The sequence below is a fragment of the Mycobacterium marseillense genome (assembly GCF_010731675.1).
Lineage (GTDB): Bacteria > Actinomycetota > Actinomycetes > Mycobacteriales > Mycobacteriaceae > Mycobacterium > Mycobacterium marseillense.
This window is the reverse complement of sequence record NZ_AP022584.1, coordinates 4829170-4847225: the sequence shown is the minus strand read 5'-3', so window position 1 is coordinate 4847225 and position 18056 is coordinate 4829170. Positions and strand designations below refer to the sequence as shown.

The 18056-nt window shown below is 67.8% G+C and carries 18 protein-coding genes and 1 tRNA gene; 9 read left to right on the top strand and 10 right to left on the bottom strand.

The features are described 5' to 3' along the window. The first annotated feature begins 80 nt into the window (after positions 1-80). Both G6N26_RS22720 and G6N26_RS22715 read left to right on the top strand, forming a co-directional pair. Complete coding sequence (locus G6N26_RS22720; protein ID WP_083018064.1) at positions 81-656, top strand: helix-turn-helix transcriptional regulator; 576 nt, start codon at positions 81-83, stop codon at positions 654-656. Next, the gene (locus G6N26_RS22715; protein WP_083018062.1) at positions 640-1830 is read left to right on the top strand and encodes a tyrosine-type recombinase/integrase; all 1191 of its coding nucleotides are present in this window, start codon (positions 640-642) and stop codon (positions 1828-1830) included. The genes G6N26_RS22720 and G6N26_RS22715 overlap by 17 nt, the downstream gene beginning before the upstream one ends. Before the next feature lie 34 nt (positions 1831-1864). Here the strand turns inward: G6N26_RS22715 and G6N26_RS22710 are convergent. The 5 genes from G6N26_RS22710 to G6N26_RS22690 form a co-directional block, all read right to left on the bottom strand. Beyond that, positions 1865-1937 (bottom strand) — tRNA-Ala (locus G6N26_RS22710). 50 nt (positions 1938-1987) lie between these two features. Further along, on the bottom strand, positions 1988-3046 hold the full coding sequence (sepX, locus tag G6N26_RS22705) for a divisome protein SepX/GlpR (RefSeq protein ID WP_083018088.1): 1059 nt from the start codon (positions 3044-3046) through the stop codon (positions 1988-1990). A gap of 201 nt (positions 3047-3247) precedes the next feature. Further along, positions 3248-3901 (bottom strand): GNAT family N-acetyltransferase, encoded by a 654-nt coding sequence (locus G6N26_RS22700; protein ID WP_179960252.1) that lies wholly within the window; start codon positions 3899-3901, stop codon positions 3248-3250. A 20-nt stretch (positions 3902-3921) separates the two neighbouring features. Further along, positions 3922-5211, bottom strand: coding sequence for a molybdotransferase-like divisome protein Glp (gene glp / locus G6N26_RS22695; RefSeq protein WP_067167777.1), 1290 nt, complete (start codon positions 5209-5211; stop codon positions 3922-3924). A gap of 88 nt (positions 5212-5299) precedes the next feature. Further along, positions 5300-6211, bottom strand: a complete 912-nt coding sequence (locus tag G6N26_RS22690; RefSeq protein WP_067167780.1) for a UTP--glucose-1-phosphate uridylyltransferase — start codon at positions 6209-6211, stop codon at positions 5300-5302. Positions 6212-6287: 76 nt separating this feature from the next. Between G6N26_RS22690 and G6N26_RS22685 the strand changes: the two genes are divergently transcribed. From G6N26_RS22685 to mscL, 4 genes are all read left to right on the top strand, one after another. Next, positions 6288-6887 (top strand): 5-formyltetrahydrofolate cyclo-ligase, encoded by a 600-nt coding sequence (locus G6N26_RS22685; RefSeq protein ID WP_067167782.1) that lies wholly within the window; start codon positions 6288-6290, stop codon positions 6885-6887. An 88-nt stretch (positions 6888-6975) separates the two neighbouring features. Further along, complete coding sequence (locus G6N26_RS22680; protein ID WP_067167790.1) at positions 6976-7311, top strand: FmdB family zinc ribbon protein; 336 nt, start codon at positions 6976-6978, stop codon at positions 7309-7311. Between the two features lie 64 nt (positions 7312-7375). Then, positions 7376-8056, top strand: coding sequence for an SAF domain-containing protein (locus G6N26_RS22675; RefSeq protein ID WP_083018060.1), 681 nt, complete (start codon positions 7376-7378; stop codon positions 8054-8056). 67 nt (positions 8057-8123) lie between these two features. Further along, positions 8124-8582 (top strand): large-conductance mechanosensitive channel protein MscL, encoded by a 459-nt coding sequence (mscL, locus tag G6N26_RS22670; RefSeq protein WP_067167793.1) that lies wholly within the window; start codon positions 8124-8126, stop codon positions 8580-8582. Between the two features lie 20 nt (positions 8583-8602). Here the strand turns inward: mscL and G6N26_RS22665 are convergent, their stop codons facing one another. The 5 genes from G6N26_RS22665 to rpmF form a co-directional block, all read right to left on the bottom strand. Further along, the gene (locus G6N26_RS22665) at positions 8603-9100 is read right to left on the bottom strand and encodes a MogA/MoaB family molybdenum cofactor biosynthesis protein (RefSeq protein ID WP_067167795.1); all 498 of its coding nucleotides are present in this window, start codon (positions 9098-9100) and stop codon (positions 8603-8605) included. Between the two features lie 59 nt (positions 9101-9159). Then, on the bottom strand, positions 9160-10641 hold the full coding sequence (locus G6N26_RS22660) for a S1C family serine protease (RefSeq protein ID WP_083018058.1): 1482 nt from the start codon (positions 10639-10641) through the stop codon (positions 9160-9162). A gap of 72 nt (positions 10642-10713) precedes the next feature. Beyond that, positions 10714-12276: a HAMP domain-containing sensor histidine kinase gene (locus G6N26_RS22650; RefSeq protein ID WP_083018056.1), complete on the bottom strand. Its 1563-nt coding sequence runs from the start codon at positions 12274-12276 to the stop codon at positions 10714-10716. 16 nt (positions 12277-12292) lie between these two features. Continuing rightward, complete coding sequence (mprA, locus tag G6N26_RS22645; RefSeq protein ID WP_008254065.1) at positions 12293-12979, bottom strand: two-component system response regulator MprA; 687 nt, start codon at positions 12977-12979, stop codon at positions 12293-12295. Positions 12980-13116: 137 nt separating this feature from the next. Continuing rightward, a complete protein-coding gene (rpmF, locus tag G6N26_RS22640) occupies positions 13117-13290 on the bottom strand; it encodes a 50S ribosomal protein L32 (RefSeq protein ID WP_003872812.1) in 174 nt (57 codons plus the stop codon). A gap of 272 nt (positions 13291-13562) precedes the next feature. On the opposite strand from rpmF, the gene G6N26_RS22635 reads away from it, so the two are divergent. From G6N26_RS22635 to G6N26_RS22625, 3 genes are read left to right on the top strand one after another with little or no spacing between them, the layout of a single operon-like run. Then, a complete protein-coding gene (locus tag G6N26_RS22635) occupies positions 13563-15269 on the top strand; it encodes an acyclic terpene utilization AtuA family protein (protein WP_083018054.1) in 1707 nt (568 codons plus the stop codon). Next, a complete protein-coding gene (locus tag G6N26_RS22630; RefSeq protein ID WP_067167803.1) occupies positions 15266-16414 on the top strand; it encodes an acyl-CoA dehydrogenase family protein in 1149 nt (382 codons plus the stop codon). The genes G6N26_RS22635 and G6N26_RS22630 overlap by 4 nt, the downstream gene beginning before the upstream one ends. A 46-nt stretch (positions 16415-16460) precedes the next feature. After that, positions 16461-18056, top strand: coding sequence for an acyl-CoA carboxylase subunit beta (locus tag G6N26_RS22625; RefSeq protein WP_067167805.1), 1596 nt, complete (start codon positions 16461-16463; stop codon positions 18054-18056).

Sequence of the window (18056 nt, the reverse complement as noted above, 5' to 3'; positions counted from 1 at the left end):
AAGCGCCGGGTGACCCTACGGTAGCACGCCCCAGTCCAGATAGGCTTGAAACACAAGCGTTTCACGCATAGGCTTACAGCGTGAGTATCCCCGACCGATCCGCCCTCGCAGCGGTTGAAAACCAGCAATATGCCCGCGAGCTGCGCGAAAAGCTGCCGCCGGAGGCCGCCGACATCTCGATTAACAACCTCGCTCAGCGGCGCGCGGCGCATGAATCGTGGGAAAAGAGATTCGGAGAGGTTGTTCGCGGCTGGCGGCTTGACCGCAACTGGTCACAAGAGGAGGTGGCCGAAACGCTCCGCCATGAGGGGTTCGAAATGCATCAAACGACTGTCGCCAAAATCGAGCGTGGGGCGCGACCGCTACGCGTCGCCGAGGCCGCTGCCCTCGGGGCAGTCTTCGACATGCCCGTCATGGCGGTATTCGAATTGTCGCTTCCGAACGATGCTCCTTGGTGGTCCCGCGACAGCCAACCGGTGGGCCTGCGCGAGAAACAGGACCTGCTGGAACGCGCTCGCGAGCTGTCGGAACGAGCGCGAAAGCAGCTCTACTCCGCCGCAGAGGACCACGCCTACTTCCTCGGCGAGATAGAGAAGCTCGTGCTGGCGATGAACGACGCAGCAGCGAAGGAGGCTCGCGATGGCTCAGAAGCGTAATCCGCGCAGCGGTGTGGAGGACCGTTGGACGAAGAGCATCCGCGACGCGCATGGGAATGTCCAGTCGGTGCGGAGCGCCAACTACGGCAAGGGGATGCGTTGGCGGGCAAGGTTTATTGACGACAACGGAGCCGAACGCGCCAAGGGGTTCCAGCGTAAGTCGGACGCGCAGAAGTTCCTCGACTCCGAGGTGACAGCGAAGCTCGTCACCGGGACGTATATCGAGCCGTCAGCCGGTCGGGTCACTGTGTCGGCTGTCTATCAGACGTGGTTCGCTGCGCAGTCGCATATCTCGGCCAAGACGGCAGCATCGCGTCGCAGCGTTTGGAACAGCCGTGTCGAACCGCACTGGGGCGACGTGCTCGTCGCCGACGTTCGGTCGTCCGCCGTGCGCGGATGGGTTGCAGCAATGGTCGCCGAGGGCACCGGAACCCCGATTATCGAGAACGCATTCGGTGTGCTGCGGCAGGTTCTTGGAGCTGCGGTCGAGGACAACCGAATTGCTCGTAACCCGTGCGATGGAGTGAAGCTCCCCAAGCGCAAGCATGCCGACCGTGGCTACCTCAGTCACGAACAGGTCGCCGCCCTGGCGTCGCAAGTCGAGCGCGATCCCGAGGTCGTTCGGTTCCTCGCCTACACCGGACTCCGCTGGGGGGAAATGGCCGCGTTGCGTGTCCAGGACTTCGACATGCTGCGCCGCCGCGTGAATGTATCGCGGTCCGTCACGGAATCTGGCGGGTTGCAATGGAGTACGCCGAAGTCGTGGGAGCGGCGGTCCGTGCCGTTTCCCGCCGTACTCGCCGAGGAGTTGGCCTCACTGATGATCGGCAAGGCTCGCGATCATCTGGTGTTCACCGACCTACGCGGCGGCGTGCTAAGGAACTCCAACTGGCGGACGCGGGTGTTCCGTCCCGCTGTCCAGAGGTGTCAGGCTGTGGACGCCAGCTTCCCAACCATCACTCCGCACGATCTGAGGCACACGGCAGCCAGCCTCGCGGTCAGTGTGCGTGCCAACGTGAAAGCCGTTCAACGGATGCTGGGCCACGCGAAGGCTTCAATGACTCTCGATACCTACGCGGACCTGTTCGACGAAGACCTGGACGAAGTTGCGGACCGCCTGGACGCGGCAATCCAACTTACTGCGGACGCTCTGCGGACCGCGGAAGTTCCCTAACGGCCTCTATAGGCCCTGAACTGCTCAAACTGGGTGGAGCTAAGGGGAATCGAACCCCTGACCTACTCGATGCGAACGAGTCGCGCTACCAACTGCGCCATAGCCCCTGACCGCTAGCAGGCTACCAGTCGCGGCACCAACCGCCGAAATGCGAGCGCTATTCGCCGACGGCGCGCGGCAAGTCGCGGGGCCAACCGTAGGTCCGCATCGCCATCGCGTAATCCAGGTGCTCGAAGACCGGGTCCTCGTCGTCGATTTCCAGCACCACCGCGCCCGGGCGGCGTAGCCGCGACGGGACCACGTCGTAGTCGCGGTCGTAGGCGTTCTCGACGCCGAGGCGCGCCCGCGACATCCGCTGCGCCCGGCGGCGGCGCACCTTCTCCTCGATCCGGGTCTGACGGCGCAGATAGCCCAGGTAGAGCAGGGTGATACCGATCGCGCCGCCGCACACCCACCAGGCACTCGGCGAGACCTTGAACGCCGCGGTGGCCGAGCCGATCAGGAAGACCGCCATCACCATCAAGACCTTCTTGCGGAAGGCGTACTTGCGCGCGCTGACCGCGGCGGCGTTCTTAGCGTCGAGCCGGCGCCGGCGGGCAGCGCTGCGCGGCATCGGCGCCGGCACCTCGTCGTCGTCGTCCTCGCCATCGGCGGCGGGCTCCAATCCGGACGAGTCCTCGACGTACTCGTAGCGGTCCTCGTCGTCGTGCTTGGCGACGGCCTCGGTGTCGACGTCGTCAGCCTCGTCGGCCTCGACGAATTCGTCGTCGAGGTCCTCGGCGGCGGAAGCGCTGGCCCCCACCGGAAGTGCGGCCGAATCCTCAACCACATCGACGTCGAGGTAGTCGGGCTCGTCGGCCTCGGCTGCCTCGGCCGCCTCGTCCATGGCCATCTTCATGACCACCGGGCGCCGGCGGCTCAGCTCGTCGGTGTCGGTGTCGTCCGTCTCCCGGTCGTGGTCGTCGTGCTCCTCGTCGAGATCGGTGTCGGCCGAGTCTTCCGGCGGCTGCCAGTCGGGATCGCTGCGATGGCCGGCGGCCGGGCCGTTGCGCTTGATCAGCCGAGAGTTGGCCCCGCCGTTGAGGACTCGGGTCGCCAACGCCACGTCGCTGGTTCGCCGCACCGCGTCACGTTTGCTGACGAGCATCGGCACCAGGACGAACAGCCACAGCACCACGAGCGATATCCACAACAACGACTGCGGGATGCTTGGCATGATGACCTGCTCTCTTCGGTTCTCATCCCCCGCGAAGCCCATCGGTGGCCAACGCGGCCGGGTCATGACGACCAGGACAATTACACACCTGTAATTTGCCTCCCACAAGCACCACGAGTCACTCGTGTCGCGCTAGTCCCAAATCGGCAAAAATTCGGTCTCTTCGGAGCGTCTCCTCCGCGCCTACTTAATAGGCGGCGGTCATACCCAACTGGCATTACCGGCGCGGACCAGCGCCGATGCCACCGATCCGGTGACCTCTTCGACGGTGATGGCCATCAATAGGTGATCGCGCCACGCCTTGTCGACTTCCAGGTAGCGCTGCAACACGCCCTCCTGCCGGAACCCCACCTTTGCCAATACGGCCCGGCTCGCGGCGTTTTCCGGGCGCACGGTGGCCTCCACCCGGTGCAGCATCACCGGCCCGAAGCAGTGATCGAGCCCGAGGGCCAAGGCCGCGGTCGCCACCCCGCCACCGGTGGCCGACCGCGGCACCCAGTAGCCGATCCACGCCGATCGCAACGCGCCGTGAGTGACGTTGCCGACCGTGAGCTGGCCGCAGAACTGGCCGTCGAGTTCGATGACGTAGGGCAACATCCGTCCCTGCCGCGCCTCCGCCCGCAGCCCGGAGCACAGCGCCGGCCAGGCGGCGACGGCATGCCGGGCCGTCCAATCGCCCTCGGAGCTGGGCTCCCACGGCTCCAGATGGGCACGATCGCTCAGCCGGATCCGGCTCCACTGCGCGCCGTCGCGCAGCCGCACCGCCCGCAGCCGGACCACCCCCGCCGGAACCCGCAGTGGCCCAACGCTCATGGGCCAGCCCGGATGACGAGAATTGGAGCGCAACAGATTCACCGTGGACGCAGTCGTTCCGCTCAGCCGCGCTGAGCCAGGAAGGCGACATCGACGATCTCGCCGGTGCGAATCTGCTCCGCGCCGCTGGGCACCACCACCAGACAGTTGGCTTCGGCGAGGGTGGCCAACAGGTGCGACGACGCGCCCGGGGCGCCGCCGAGTGCCTGCACCAGATACTCCCCGCTCTCCTGGTCGCGCATCAGCTGGCCGCGCAAATAGCCCTTGCGTCCGGCCACCGACGTGATGGGCGCCAGCGTGCGGGCCTGCACGATGCGGCGCATCGGCTGGCGCTTGCCCAGCGACAACCGGATGAGCGGGCGCACCATCACCTCGAAGACCACCAGCGCGCTGACCGGGTTGGCGGGCAGCAGAAACGTCGGAACGCCCTCGCGGCCCAGCTGACCGAAGCCCTGAACGGACCCGGGATGCATCGCGACCCGGACGACCTCGAGTTCGCCGAGTTCGGAGAGCACCGAGCGCACCACTTCGGCCGCCGCGCCCCCGACGGCGCCGGCGACGACGATGACCTCGGCGCGATTGATCTGGCCCTCGATGATGTCGCGGAGCTCCTTGGGGCCGCCGCCGACGATCCCGATGCGGTTGACCTCGGCGCCGGCATCGCGGGCCGCCGCCGCCAGCGCATAGGAGTTGACGTCGTAGACCTGCCCGTTTCCCGGGGTGCGGGAAATGTCGACCAGTTCGCCGCCCAACGCCATGATCGTGACCCGCGGCCGCGGGTGGACCAGCACCCGTTCACGGCCGACCGCGGCCAGCAGACCGACCTGGGCCGCACCGATGACCGTTCCGGCGCGCACCGCGACGTCACCCGGCTGGACGTCGTCGCCGGCGCGGCGCACGTAGGCACCCGACGGCGCGCCGCGGTAGATCCGCACGCGCGAGGTCCCGCCGTCGGTCCACCGCAGCGGCAGGACCGCGTCGGCCAGGGTGGGCAGCGGGGCGCCGGTCTGCACGCGGACGGCCTGGCGGGGCTGCAGGCGGCTGGGCGTGCGCGAACCGGCCTCGACGGTGCCCATCACCGGCAGCACCAGCCCGTCGCGCGCGTCGTTCTCGGGTGAATCGTCGATCGGCTCGGGTAGCCGGTCGTTGCCCACCTCGCCGACGCCGAGGACGTCGACGCTGCGCACCGCGTAACCGTCGATCGCGGCCTGATCGAAACCGGGCATCGGGCGCTCGGTCACCACCTCTTCGGCGCACAGCAATCCCTGCGCCTCGGCGATCGCCACACGTATGGGCCGCGGCGCCACCGCGGCAGCCGTGATCCGGGCCTGCTGCTCTTCCACAGAACGCACAGCGCGCCTCTCTGCCCTCAATGCCCTGACGGGCGCCGCCCTCAAATGCCTGACGGGCGGGCGGCCCGCCGGCCGAGTTATCGCCGGGCTACTGCCCGGCCAGGCCCAATCGCGCCACCAACCATTGCCGCAAATCCGGGCCGTAGTCGTCACGATCCAATGCAAAGTCAACCGCAGCCTTGAGGTAGCCGCCAGGATTTCCCAAGTCGTGTCGAGATCCGCGGTGCACGACCACATGCACCGGATGGCCTTCCGAGATCAGCAGCGCGATCGCGTCGGTGAGTTGGACTTCGCCGCCGGCCCCGCGCTCGATGCGGCGCAACGCGTCAAAGATGGCGCGGTCGAGCACATATCGGCCGGCTGCGGCGAACAGCGACGGCGCGTCCTCGGCCTTGGGCTTTTCGATCATGCTCTTGACCCGAAGCACGTCGGGGTTCTCGTCGTCGGGCACCGGCTCGACGTCGAAAACGCCGTAGGCGCTGATCTCTTCGGGAGTCACCTCGATGGCGCACAACACGGTGCCGCCGTGGTGGGCCCGCACCTTCGACATCGTCCCCAGCACGCCGGTCGGCAGCACCAGGTCGTCGGGCAGCAGCACCGCGATCGAATCCTCGTCATCGGACAGCCGCGATTCCACGCAGCCAATCGCATGACCCAGCCCCAGCGGCTCGCTCTGCACGACGGACTCGACCTTGATCAGTCGTGGGGCGCGGCGAACCTTGTCGAGCATCGCGGTTTTGCCGCGCTCCTCCAAGGTGCTTTCCAGTACCAGGTCTTCGACGAAATGCGCGACGACACCGTCCTTGCCCTCGGAGGTGATGATCACCAGCCGCTCGGCGCCGGCTTCGGCCGCCTCGGCGGCGACCAGTTCTATGCCCGGGGTATCGACCACCGGCAACAGTTCCTTGGGGACCGTTTTGGTCGCCGGCAAGAAACGGGTACCGAGACCGGCGGCGGGCACGACTGCAGTGCGTGGCACCACCACGTTTGGGCATGACATCGTTCACACGATAACCCGCATCCGCTTTGCCGAGTCGATGTGGCGCGGGCAAAGTCCTGGCTGTCATGGTTGACGCATGGCAACCACGGGCAAGGCCGCCTTGCGCGAACAGCTACTCGCGGCCCGGCGCCGCGTTGCCGACGACGTTCGAGCCGCCGAGGCGGACCTGCTGCGGGAAAAGCTGGAAGCCCCGGAAAGCATTGTGACCAGCGACAGCACGGTCTGCGCCTACGTGCCGGTGGGCACCGAGCCGGGCTCGATCGAGTTGCTGGACATGTTGCTGCGGCGCGCCGGGCGGGTGCTGCTGCCGGTTGCGCGAACGACCGCCGACAACACGCCGGTGCCGCTGTCCTGGGGCGAATACCGGCCCGGCACGCTGACCACCGGCCGGTGGGGATTGCTCGAACCCCCGCAGCCGTGGCTGCCGGCGTCGGCCCTGGCGGAGGCCGCCCTGGTGCTGGTGCCGGCGCTGGCCGTCGACCGCGGCGGCGTGCGGCTGGGCCGGGGCCGGGGCTTCTACGACCGCTCGCTGGGCGGCCGCGACCCCCACGTCCCCCTGGTCGCGCTCGTCCGCGACGCGGAGGTGCTCGACGAGATCCCGGCCGGTCCGCACGACGTCCTGATGACCCACGCGCTCACGCCGCAGCGAGGACTGATCGCCCTCGATTCGCACTGACACGTCGGGAATGAGACATGTCACGTGGCGGTTCTAGCACTTGGGACGCTAGAGTGCTAACCAGGTTTGCAATCATCCGGAGGTTTTCGTGCCGACTTACAGCTATCAGTGCACCGAGTGCGACGATCGCTTCGACATCGTGCAGGCCTTCACCGACGACGCGCTGACCACGTGCGAACGCTGCTCGGGTCGGCTGCGCAAGCGCTTCAACTCCGTGGGAGTGGTGTTCAAGGGCAGCGGCTTCTACCGCACCGACAGCCGCGAGTCCGGCAAGAAGTCGAGCGGCTCCACCAACGGCTCCTCGTCGAGCGAGTCGGGATCGAGCTCGAGTTCGAGCGAAAAGTCCAGTTCCAGTGACAAATCCGGCTCGAGCGACAAGTCGAGCAGCAGCTCCACACCGTCGACCGCCGCCGCCACCAACTGAGGGTTATCCACACGGGAGTCGCTGACCGGCGACCCGAGCGTCGCGTTGCGCCTAGCGTTGCGGCGTGGGCGAATCATCGCTGAACCCAAGCGCATTGAGCCGGCTGTCACTGTGGTTGCGACCGGACTGGACTCGCACCGTGCTGGCCCGCCGGGTGGCGGCGGGCGGGCTGGTCGTGCTGGCCGGAATCGCGACGCTGCGTTCCAATCCCGCCGGTGACTACGCGCAGGTGGTGGTCGCCAACCAAGACCTGCGGCCCGGCAACGCGCTGACCGCCGCTGACGTTCGGCTCGAAAAGCGTTTGGCTGCAACGGTTCCCGACGGAGCACGCAGCGACCTGGGCGGGGTGGTGGGTTCGACGCTGGCCAGCCCGGCCCGCCGCGGCGAGGTGCTCACCGACGTCCGGTTACTGGGCAGCCGGCTGGCCGACGCGGCGATCGGGTCGAAGGCGGGACCGGGGGCCCGCATCGTGCCGCTACACCTGGCCGACGGCGCCTTGAGCGACCTGGTCCGGGCCGGAGATGTGGTCGACGTGTTGGCCGCCCCAGCGACGGGTGCGTCGGAAACCCCGCACGCCGCCCCCAAGGTGGTGGCCACGGACGCCGTCGTGGTCCTCGTGTCCGCCAAAGAAAAGCTCCAGGCCGCCGATGGTGACCGCGTAGTGTTGGTTGCGCTGCCGGCTCGTGTGGCGAACACGGTGGCGGGCTCGGCGCTGGGCCAGACTGTGACGCTCACTCTGCACTGAGTGCCTGCCCGCGGGGGACCATGCGTCCTGTAGCAAACTCTGTCCAGTCCCAGAAAGGCCATTCCCAATGCTCAAAGGGTTCAAGGAGTTTCTCTCGAGGGGCAACATCGTCGACCTGTCTACTGCGGTGGTCATCGGTACTGCCTTCACCGCATTGGTCACGCAGTTCACCGACAGCATCATCAAACCGTTGATCAACCGGATCGGCGTCAACCAGCAATCCAACCTCGGCATCCTGCGGATCGGCATCGGGGGCGGCCAGACCATCGACCTGAACAACGTTCTGTCCGCCGCGATCAACTTCATCATCATCGCCGCGGTGGTCTACTTCCTGGTTGTGCTGCCATACACCACGCTGCGCAAACGCGGACAGGTCGAGCCGGCCGACGATGCGCAGGTCGTTCTGCTCACCGAAATCCGCGACCTGCTCGCGCAGACCAACGGCGACTCGTCGGGCAAGCACGGCAGCGTGACGACCACACCCCCACCGGAGCATGGGCCCCGCGCGGAGGCCGAATCGCGATAACGCGCTTTCGGGGCCGGGCCTTAAATCTCGAGGCTCGACAACTGCCCAATGATCTGAGCCGCCAACGGATTTAGCGTCGCCATTCCGTCGCGCACCGCATAGCGGGAGCCGGCCAGGTTGACCACCAACGTACTGCCGGAGACCCCGGCCAGACCGCGTGACAAACCGGCGTCGACGATGCCCGCGGACAGCCCCGAGCCACGGATCGCCTCTGCGATCCCCAGGATTTCGCGGTCCAGGATCTCGCGGGTGGCCTCCGGGGTGACGTCGCGCGGGGTGACACCCGTGCCGCCGACCGAGACGACCAGATCCACGCCGCCGATCACGGCGGTGTTCAGCGCATTGCGGATCTCAACCTCATCGGCGGCGACCGCGACCACCCCATCGACGACGAACCCCGCCTCGGTGAGCAGCTCGGTCACCAGCGGGCCGCTATGGTCCTCATCCCCGTGCGCGGTGCGATCGTCGACCACCACGACCAGAGCCCGGCCAACTACCAATTCCGCACCCGTTTCCATGGGTGCAACCGTATATCCGAGCTCCGACAACCCCGTCGCCGAGGGTTCGTCCACTCTCACTACTGGTCCGCCTTCCCGAGAGTCACCGGCAAAGTCCGGCTGCCGCCGCCGGCGGGGTCTTGGAACGTCAGCGTGATCTTGTCACCGGGTGCCCTGGACCGCACCGCGGCCACCAACGCGTCGGCGCTGTTGATCGGGCGGTCATCGACTTTGGTGACGACCACGTTCTTCGGCACGCCCGCGGCCGCGGCCGCGCCACCCGCGACGACGTCGACGACCTTGGCGCCCGGGGCGCCCTTGTCGCTGGTCACCTGAACGCCGAGCGAGGCGTGGGAGGCCTTGCCCGTAGCGATCAGCTCGTCGGCGATGCGCTTGGCCTGATCGACCGGTATCGCGAAACCCAAACCGATCGAGCCGCTCTGAGCGTCCGGCGACTCGCCGCCCAGGGTGGCGATGGCCGAGTTGACGCCCACCAGTTGGCCGTTCATGTTGACCAACGCACCGCCGGAGTTACCGGGGTTGATCGCGGCGTCGGTCTGAATCGCGTCCAGCACGGTGTTTTGGTTGCCCGACTCACCGGTCGTGGACACGGGCCGGTTTAGCGCGCTGACGATCCCGGTGGTCACCGTGCCCGACAGGCCCAACGGCGACCCGATCGCCACCACCGGCTGACCGACATGCAGATCCGACGAGGAGCCCAGCGAGATGGGCGTGAGCCCGGACACACCCTGCACACGAATCACGGCGATGTCGCTGGTGGGGTCGGTGCCGACCACCGTGAACGGGGCGGTGCGACCGTCAGAGAAGGTCACCGTGGTTTTCGGCGTCGGGCCGCCCGGCCCGCCCGGACCCCCGGGAGGCAGCGGAGCCCCGGGAGGCGCGCTGGGCCCCTTGGGCGGTCCCGCCGCGGCCGCGACCACGTGGTTGTTGGTCAGAATCAGCCCGTCGGTCGAGAGGATGATGCCGGAGCCTTCTTCGGATGCTCTCCCGATATCGGTCTCGAGCATCACGACGCTGGGCACGACCTTGGAGGCCACCTGTTCGACACTGCCCGGCGGCATGTTCGCGGCCGGCACACTGGGCGCCGCTCCCACAACGCGCCCGCCGCCACTGCCCGACGCGTGGTCGCCGAGCTCGATGGCCGTCGCCGCCGCACCGCCGATACCGGCCGACACGACCGCGATGGCCAACGCTCCGGCGGTCAAAAGCCCTGCGCGAGAACGCTTTCGCGGTTCCGGTGCGGCCGGCATTCCGGGCAGCATGCCCGGAATCGGGCCAGCGCCGGCGCCTCCGGGTAGCGGGCCCGCCCCGGGGATCCGGCCGGGACCACTGTTGCCGAACGGTTCGTACGGCGGACGGAACTGAGTCGTCTGCGTCGGCTGCGACCGATAGCGCCAGTCAAACTGCTGGTTGTACGGCTGCTGTTGCCCCTGGGCATAGCCTGAGGACCCCGCATGGCTCGGGACGGGCGCAGTCTGATTCGGCGCGGGAGGGTATCCCGGCTGCTGCGGCGGTGGCGAATACCTCGGGTCATTCGTCATGTCGCTAAGTCGCTCTTCCTCTATCTCAGTGTTTCGGCAAGTCGACGGCTGGGTTCAACAGTAGCCGCAGACCTACCTTGCCCGCGCGGACTGAGAGTCCACTGAGATTACGTTCGCCGATTCCCCAGAGTTCGCCTCGTCGCCGGCCACCGGCACACCCGGGTCCGTCGCGGCGTCTACCTGGCCGCTCTCCGGGTCGGACGGGGGGTATGTCGTCGGTGGCAGTGGCCGTCCGGGCAGCAGCACATAGAAGGAGGTACCCGGGGGTTGGCCGCCGGGGACGGTGTCCTCGACGCGCAGCAAGCCGCCGTGATTGAGCACCACCTTCTTGACGATCGCCAGCCCGAGACCGGAGCCGGGCATGGCCCGAGCCGTCGTCGAACGATAGAACCGTTCGAACACCAGCCGGCGCTCTTGCGGTGGAATTCCCGGGCCGTGGTCGGCGACCACCAGCTCCGCGTGTGACGGGTCGAGTTGCCGCATGGTGACGCCGACGTGGCCGCCCGGCGGGCTCCACTTGGCCGCGTTGTCCAACAGGTTGAGGACCGCACGCGAGAGGCCCGCGGCGTCGCCGTACATCTGCCACGGCGTCACGTCGACGTCGAAGTGAATGTCGTTGCGGCGCCGCCTGACTCGCTCCAGGCTGCGGTCGACCACATCGGACATGTCGACCGGTTCGTGCACCACCTGGCCGGCGTCGTCGCGGGTGAGGTCCACCAAATCGCCTACCAGCGTGGACAATTCCTCGATCTGGGCGAGCACGTCGGCGCGCAGGTCGACCATTTCCTGTTCGGGTAGCCGCGGCGCGCCCGGTTCCATCGATGCCATCAGCAGCTCGACGTTGGTCCGCAGCGACGTCAGCGGGGTGCGCAACTCATGCCCCGCGTCGGTGACCAGCCGCGCCTGCCGTTCCCGCGACTCGGCCAGCGCCCGCAGCATCAGGTTGAACGACTCGGTGAGCCGGGCCAATTCGTCGCTGCCGAACACCGGGATGGGTCGCAGGTCATCGGTGCGGGCGACGCGTTCGGCCGCTTCGGTCAGCCGACCCACCGGGCGCAGCCCGGCCCGGGTGACCATGCCGCCCGCGACCGCGGCGACCGCCACCCCGACGCCGCCGACGATCAGCAGCACCCAGCGCAGTTTGTTCATCACCTCCTCGGTTGGCTTGAGGCTCTTGGAGATCAGCAACGAGGTGCCGTTCTGCAGGTGGACGGCAAGGATTCGCTGATCGCCGGCGGTACGCCGCGACATGAAGAGATCGCCGTGGATGACCGCTTTCTCCGGCGGACCGACCGGCAGCGTCTGTCCGGGCTGCTGGGCGGTGTAGATCGCGTGGCCCGGGTTCACCAGGATCGCGTTGACGTCCGAATAGGCGGTGCCCTCGATCGCCTTGCCGGGGTCCGCGGCCAGTGAACCGCTGGCGATCAGCAGTTGGGCCCGACTCTGTAGTTGGTTGTCGATGTCGCTGTACAGCGCGGCCGAAATCACGGCGTAGACGGCGAACGCCATCAGCACCACGACCATTGCGACCATCGACATCGCGAGCAGCATGACCCGCCACCGCAACGACAGCGACGGGGCTGCGCGCAGCGGTGGGCGCATGGGTGGGCGCGGCGGCCGGGGGAATTTGATCATCGTTGGGATTGCATCGTCACGGCGGCGTCTCCCGAAGGACGTAACCCACGCCGCGCACGGTGTGGATCAGCCGGGACTCACCGTCGGCTTCGGTTTTGCGGCGCAGATAGCCCACGTAGACCTCCAGCGCATTGCCCGAGGTGGGGAAATCGAATCCCCATACCTCCTCGAGGATGCGGCTGCGGGTGAGCACGCGGCGCGGATTGGCGATCAGCATTTCGAGCAACGCGAATTCGGTGCGCGTCAGGCTGATCCGGCGCTCCCCGCGGGTGACCTCGCGGGTCACCGGGTCCAGGGTGAGGTCTGAGAACTTCATCGCCACCGATTCGGCTTCGTCCTCCGGCTTGGTCCGGCGCAGCAGCGCGCGCATCCGGGCCAACAGTTCTTCCAGGGCGAACGGCTTCGGCAGATAGTCGTCGGCGCCGGCGTCCAGGCCGGCGACCCGCTCGGAGACCGAATCACGCGCCGTGAGCACCAGGATCGGCAAGTCATCACCGGTGCTGCGGAGCTGGCGGCACACCTCGAGGCCATCCAGCCGCGGCATCATCACATCCAGGACAAGCGCATCGGGGCGATCGCTTGCTATCAGTTCGAGGGCTTCGACCCCGTCATGGGCCAACTCAACCGAGTAGCCGTTGAAGGACAACGACCTACGCAGCGACTCGCGCACGGCGCGATCGTCGTCGACGACCAGTATTCGCACGGCCCCTAGTTTCGTCCCACCGCCTGAGACTGACCTGAGAGGCGCGCCGGTTTGGCGCTAGCGGCGGGCCGCCGCCATCGAGTCAGCGGCGGTCGCAAGCGCGGCAAAGCCGGGCGCGGCGGGCCGCCGCCATCGAGTCAGCGGCGGTCAAGGTCGATCAGACCGAGGCGAGCGGCCTTGAGCAGTCTGCGCGGCACTTTGTGCCGCTGACCTGCGACCGTGACACCGACCAGTTCGGTCTTCTCGGCCTTCCACTGCGCGCGCCGGCTACGGGTGTTCGCGCGCGACATTCTGCGCTTGGGTACGGCCATGGTCGGGCCTGACTCCTCGTTGTGGCTTGCGGTTCGGCATGTCGCGCGGCGTGGCCGGGAGGCCGAACGGGCGACGATCGGGTATCAGGATAGTCGCTGGTCCGCTCGTCGCCAAAACGGACGCCCGCCGCGCGGATCGCGCGTCACCCTGAGCGCGCGGCCCTGGCGCACCCGCCCCGAAGTGGGATCCTTGACGTGACACCCGCGGTACCCGATAACCTACCGGTTGGTTGGTTGGGTCTCACCGGTGAATCCCTGAATGGAGGACGGGCATGGCCTCTGCTTCCGGTGCTGCCGTCCGGATCGCGAACTGCTCCGGGTTTTACGGCGACCGGCTGTCGGCCATGCGCGAAATGCTCACCGGCGGCGAGGTCGACTACCTCACCGGGGACTACCTGGCCGAACTCACCATGCTGATCCTGGGCCGGGACCGGATGAAGCACCCCGAGCGCGGGTACGCCAAGACCTTCCTGACCCAACTCGAGGACTGCCTGGGCGAGGCGCGCGACCGCGGGGTGCGCATCGTGGCCAACGCCGGCGGCCTCAACCCTGCCGGGCTGGCCGACGCGATCCGCGCGCTGTCCGAGCGCCTGGGCATCGACGCCCGGATCGCGCACGTGGAAGGCGACGACCTGTTGGCGTGCGCCGCGGAACTGGGCCTGGGCAACCCGCTGACCGCGAACGCCTACCTGGGCGCCTGGGGCATCGTCGACTGCCTGTCCGGCGGCGCCGACGTCGTCGTCACCGGCCGGGTCACCGACGCCTCGGTGATCGTCGGGGCGGCCGCCGCGCATTTCGGCTGGGATCGCACCGACTACGACCAGCTCGCCGGCGCCGTGGTCGCGGGCCACGTCATCGAATGCGGGGTGCAGGCCACCGGCGGCAACTACGCGTTCTTCACCGAAGTCGCCGACCTGACCCACGCCGGCTTTCCCCTGGCTGAGGTGTACGCCGATGGTTCCTCGGTGATCACCAAGCACCCGGGCACCGGCGGTTTGGTCAGCGTCGACACCGTCGCCGCCCAGCTGCTCTACGAGATCACCGGCGCGCGCTACGCCAACCCCGATGTCACCGCCCGGATGGACAGCGTCGAGCTCGTGTCCGACGGTCCCGACCGGGTGCGCATCGGCGGCGTGCGCGGCGAAGCCCCGCCGCCCACCTACAAGGTCTCGTTGAACAGCATTGGCGGGTTCCGCAACTCGATGACGTTCGTGCTCACGGGCCTGGACATCGAGGCCAAGGCCGAGTTGGTGCGACGTCAACTCGACGCCGCGCTCAGCGTCAAGCCCGCCGAACTCGAATGGACCCTGGCCCGCACCGACCACACCGACGCCGACACCGAAGAAGCCGCCAGCGCGCTGCTGCACTGCGTCGTTCGCGACCCGGACCCCGGCAACGTCGGGCGCCAATTCTCCTCGGCCGCAGTCGAATTGGCGCTCGCCAGCTACCCGGGATTCCACGTCACCGCCCCGCCGGGCGACGGCCAGGTCTACGGTGTGTTCACCCCCGGCTACGTCGACGCCGCCCAGGTGCCGCACGTCGCGGTGCACGCCGATGGCACGCGTGTCGATATCCCCTGCGCCACCGAGACATTGGCGCTCCGCCCCGTCGCCGAACCATCGCTTCCCGAACTCCTGCCGGACGGGCCGACCCGGCGCGTGCCGCTCGGCCGCATCGCCGGGGCCCGCAGCGGTGACAAGGGCGGCTCGGCCAACATCGGCGTGTGGGTCCGCACCGACGACCAGTGGCGTTGGCTGGCCCACACGTTGACCGTCGAGCGGCTCAAAGAGCTGCTCCCCGAAGCGGCGGACTTCGATGTGGTCCGCCACATGTTGCCGAACCTGCGGGCGGTCAACTTCGTCATCGACGGCATCCTCGGCCAGGGCGTCGCCTACCAAGCCCGATTCGATCCTCAAGCCAAGGGGTTGGGCGAATGGCTACGCGGCCGCTACCTCGACATCCCGGAGAGTCTCCTGTGAATCTGTGGAACACACCCGAGCGCGAGCAGCTGCGAAAGACGGTGCGCTCCTTCGCCGAACGCGAAATTCTGCCCCACGTCGACGAGTGGGAGCGCAGCGGCGAACTGCCGCGCGACTTGCATCGCAGCGCCGGGGCCGCCGGGCTGCTGGGCGCCGGCTTCCCCGAATCGGTCGGCGGCGGGGGCGGCGATGGCGCTGACGCGGTGATCATCTGTGAGGAGACGCATCAGGCCGGGGCCCCGGGCGGCGTGTTCGCGTCGTTGTTCACCTGCGGCATCGCGGTGCCGCACATGATCGCCTCGGGCGATCAGCGGCTCATCGACACGTTCGTCCGGCCGACATTGGCCGGCGACAAAATCGGTTCGCTGGCCATCACCGAGCCCGGCGGCGGTTCCGACGTCGGCCACCTGCGGACCTCCGCTGTCCGCGACGGTGATCACTACATCGTCAACGGCGCCAAGACCTACATCACCTCCGGTGTGCGCGCCGACTACGTCGTCACCGCTGTGCGTACCGGCGGCCCTGGCGCGGGCGGGGTTTCGCTCCTGGTGGTCGAGAAGGGCACGCCGGGCTTCGAAGTGAGCCGCAAGTTGGACAAGATGGGCTGGCGGTCCTCGGACACCGCCGAGCTGTCCTACACCGACGTCCGTGTGCCGGTGGCCAACCTGGTCGGCGCCGAGAACAGCGGGTTCGCCCAGATCGCGCAGGCCTTCGTCGCCGAGCGTATCGGCCTTGCCGCGCAGGCGTATTCGAGCGCGCAACGCTGCCTGGATCTGACGGTGCAGTGGTGTCGCGATCGTGAGACGTTCGGTCGTCCCCTGATCTCGCGGCAATCGGTGCAGAACACACTGGCCGAGATGGCCCGCCGCATCGACGTTGCCCGCGTCTACTCGCGCAGCGTGGTGGAACGGCAGCTCGCCGGCGAGACGAATCTGATTCCGCAGGTGTGTTTCGCCAAAAATACGGCGGTCGAGGCGGGCGAATGGGTCGCCAATCAGGCCGTCCAGCTGTTCGGTGGGATGGGCTACATGGCCGAATCCGAGATCGAGCGACAATACCGGGATATGAGGATCTTGGGCATCGGCGGGGGAACCACCGAAATCCTGACCGCACTGTCCGCCAAACTGCTGGGATTCCAATCATGATCACACCGCCTCCTCATCGCTTCGCTCTGCATCGCCGGCGGCGGTCATGACCGCGCTGCGGTCCACCCTCAACCACGACGACGCGGTGTTCACCGAGGCGGCGTCGGCGGCGATCGCGAAACTCGACGAGATCGACACCGAGCTGGCCAATGCGCTGGCCGGCGGCGGCCCCAAATACGTTGAGCGCCACCACGACCGCGGCAAGCTGACCGCACGGGAACGCATCGAGCTGCTCGTCGACCCGGACTCCCCCTTCCTGGAGCTGAGCCCGCTGGCGGCCTGGGGCAGCGCGTTCAAGGTCGGCGCCAGCACGGTCACCGGCATCGGCGTGGTGGCGGGCGTCGAATGCATGATCGTCGCCAACGACCCGACGGTCAAAGGCGGCACCAGCAACCCCTGGACCTTGAAGAAGATCCTGCGCGCCAACCAGATCGCCTTCGAGAACCGGCTTCCCGTGATTTCGCTCGTGGAATCCGGCGGCGCGGACCTGCCCACCCAGAAAGAGATCTTCATTCCCGGCGGGCGGATGTTCCGCGACCTGACCCGGCTGTCGGCGGCCGGGATCCCCACCATCGCCTTGGTATTCGGCAACTCCACCGCCGGCGGCGCCTACGTCCCCGGGATGTCCGATCACGTGGTGATGATCAAGGAACGTTCCAAGGTTTTCCTCGCCGGCCCCCCGCTGGTGAAGATGGCCACCGGTGAGGAATCCGATGACGAATCGCTGGGCGGCGCCGAAATGCACGCCCGGGTCTCGGGTTTGGCCGACTACTTCGCCGTCGACGAACTCGACGCGATCCGCATCGGCCGCCGCATCGTCGCCCGGCTGAATTGGCTCAAGCAGGGCCCGACACCCAAACCGATCACCGAGCCGCTGTTCGACACCGAGGAGCTCATTGGCATCGTTCCCGCGGATCTGCGGATCCCGTTCGACCCCCGCGAAGTGATCGCCCGGATCGTCGACGGCTCCGAATTCGACGAATTCAAGCCGCTGTACGGCTCCTCGCTGGTGACGGGCTGGGCCCAGTTGCACGGCTATCCGATCGGAATCCTGGCCAACGCGCGCGGGGTGCTGTTCAGCGAGGAATCGCAAAAGGCCACCCAGTTCATCCAGCTGGCCAACCGGTCCAACACGCCACTGCTGTTCCTGCACAACACCACCGGCTACATGGTGGGCAAGGACTACGAAGAGGGCGGGATGATCAAGCACGGCGCGATGATGATCAACGCCGTGTCCAATTCGACGGTCCCGCACATCTCGCTGCTGATCGGCGCCTCCTACGGCGCGGGCCACTACGGCATGTGCGGCCGCGCCTACGACCCGCGCTTCCTGTTCGCGTGGCCGACGTCGAAGTCCGCGGTGATGGGCGGCGCGCAGCTCTCGGGCGTGCTGTCAATCGTGGCCCGCGCCGCCGCGGAAGCCCGCGGCCAGCAGGTCGACGAAGAGGCCGACGCGGCGATGCGCGCCGCGGTCGAAGGCCAGATCGAAGCGGAGTCGCTGCCGCTGGTGTTGTCCGGGATGCTCTACGACGACGGGGTGATCGACCCGCGCGACACCCGCACCGTGCTGGGAATGTGTTTGTCCGCCATCGCCAATGGCCCGATCAAGGGGACGTCGAACTTCGGCGTCTTCCGGATGTGA

Coding starts and splice junctions, on each gene's coding strand:
- G6N26_RS22650 (WP_083018056.1), bottom strand. CDS start 12,276: ATGATCAAATTCCCCCGGCCGCCGCGCCCACCCATGCGCCCACCGCTG.
- G6N26_RS22665 (WP_067167795.1), bottom strand. CDS start 9,100: ATGGAAACGGGTGCGGAATTGGTAGTTGGCCGGGCTCTGGTCGTGGTG.
- sepX (WP_083018088.1), bottom strand. CDS start 3,046: ATGCCAAGCATCCCGCAGTCGTTGTTGTGGATATCGCTCGTGGTGCTG.
- G6N26_RS22690 (WP_067167780.1), bottom strand. CDS start 6,211: ATGTCATGCCCAAACGTGGTGGTGCCACGCACTGCAGTCGTGCCCGCC.
- mscL (WP_067167793.1), top strand. CDS start 8,124: ATGCTCAAAGGGTTCAAGGAGTTTCTCTCGAGGGGCAACATCGTCGAC.
- G6N26_RS22715 (WP_083018062.1), top strand. CDS start 640: ATGGCTCAGAAGCGTAATCCGCGCAGCGGTGTGGAGGACCGTTGGACG.
- G6N26_RS22685 (WP_067167782.1), top strand. CDS start 6,288: ATGGCAACCACGGGCAAGGCCGCCTTGCGCGAACAGCTACTCGCGGCC.
- rpmF (WP_003872812.1), bottom strand. CDS start 13,290: ATGGCCGTACCCAAGCGCAGAATGTCGCGCGCGAACACCCGTAGCCGG.
- G6N26_RS22635 (WP_083018054.1), top strand. CDS start 13,563: ATGGCCTCTGCTTCCGGTGCTGCCGTCCGGATCGCGAACTGCTCCGGG.
- G6N26_RS22625 (WP_067167805.1), top strand. CDS start 16,461: ATGACCGCGCTGCGGTCCACCCTCAACCACGACGACGCGGTGTTCACC.
- G6N26_RS22660 (WP_083018058.1), bottom strand. CDS start 10,641: ATGACGAATGACCCGAGGTATTCGCCACCGCCGCAGCAGCCGGGATAC.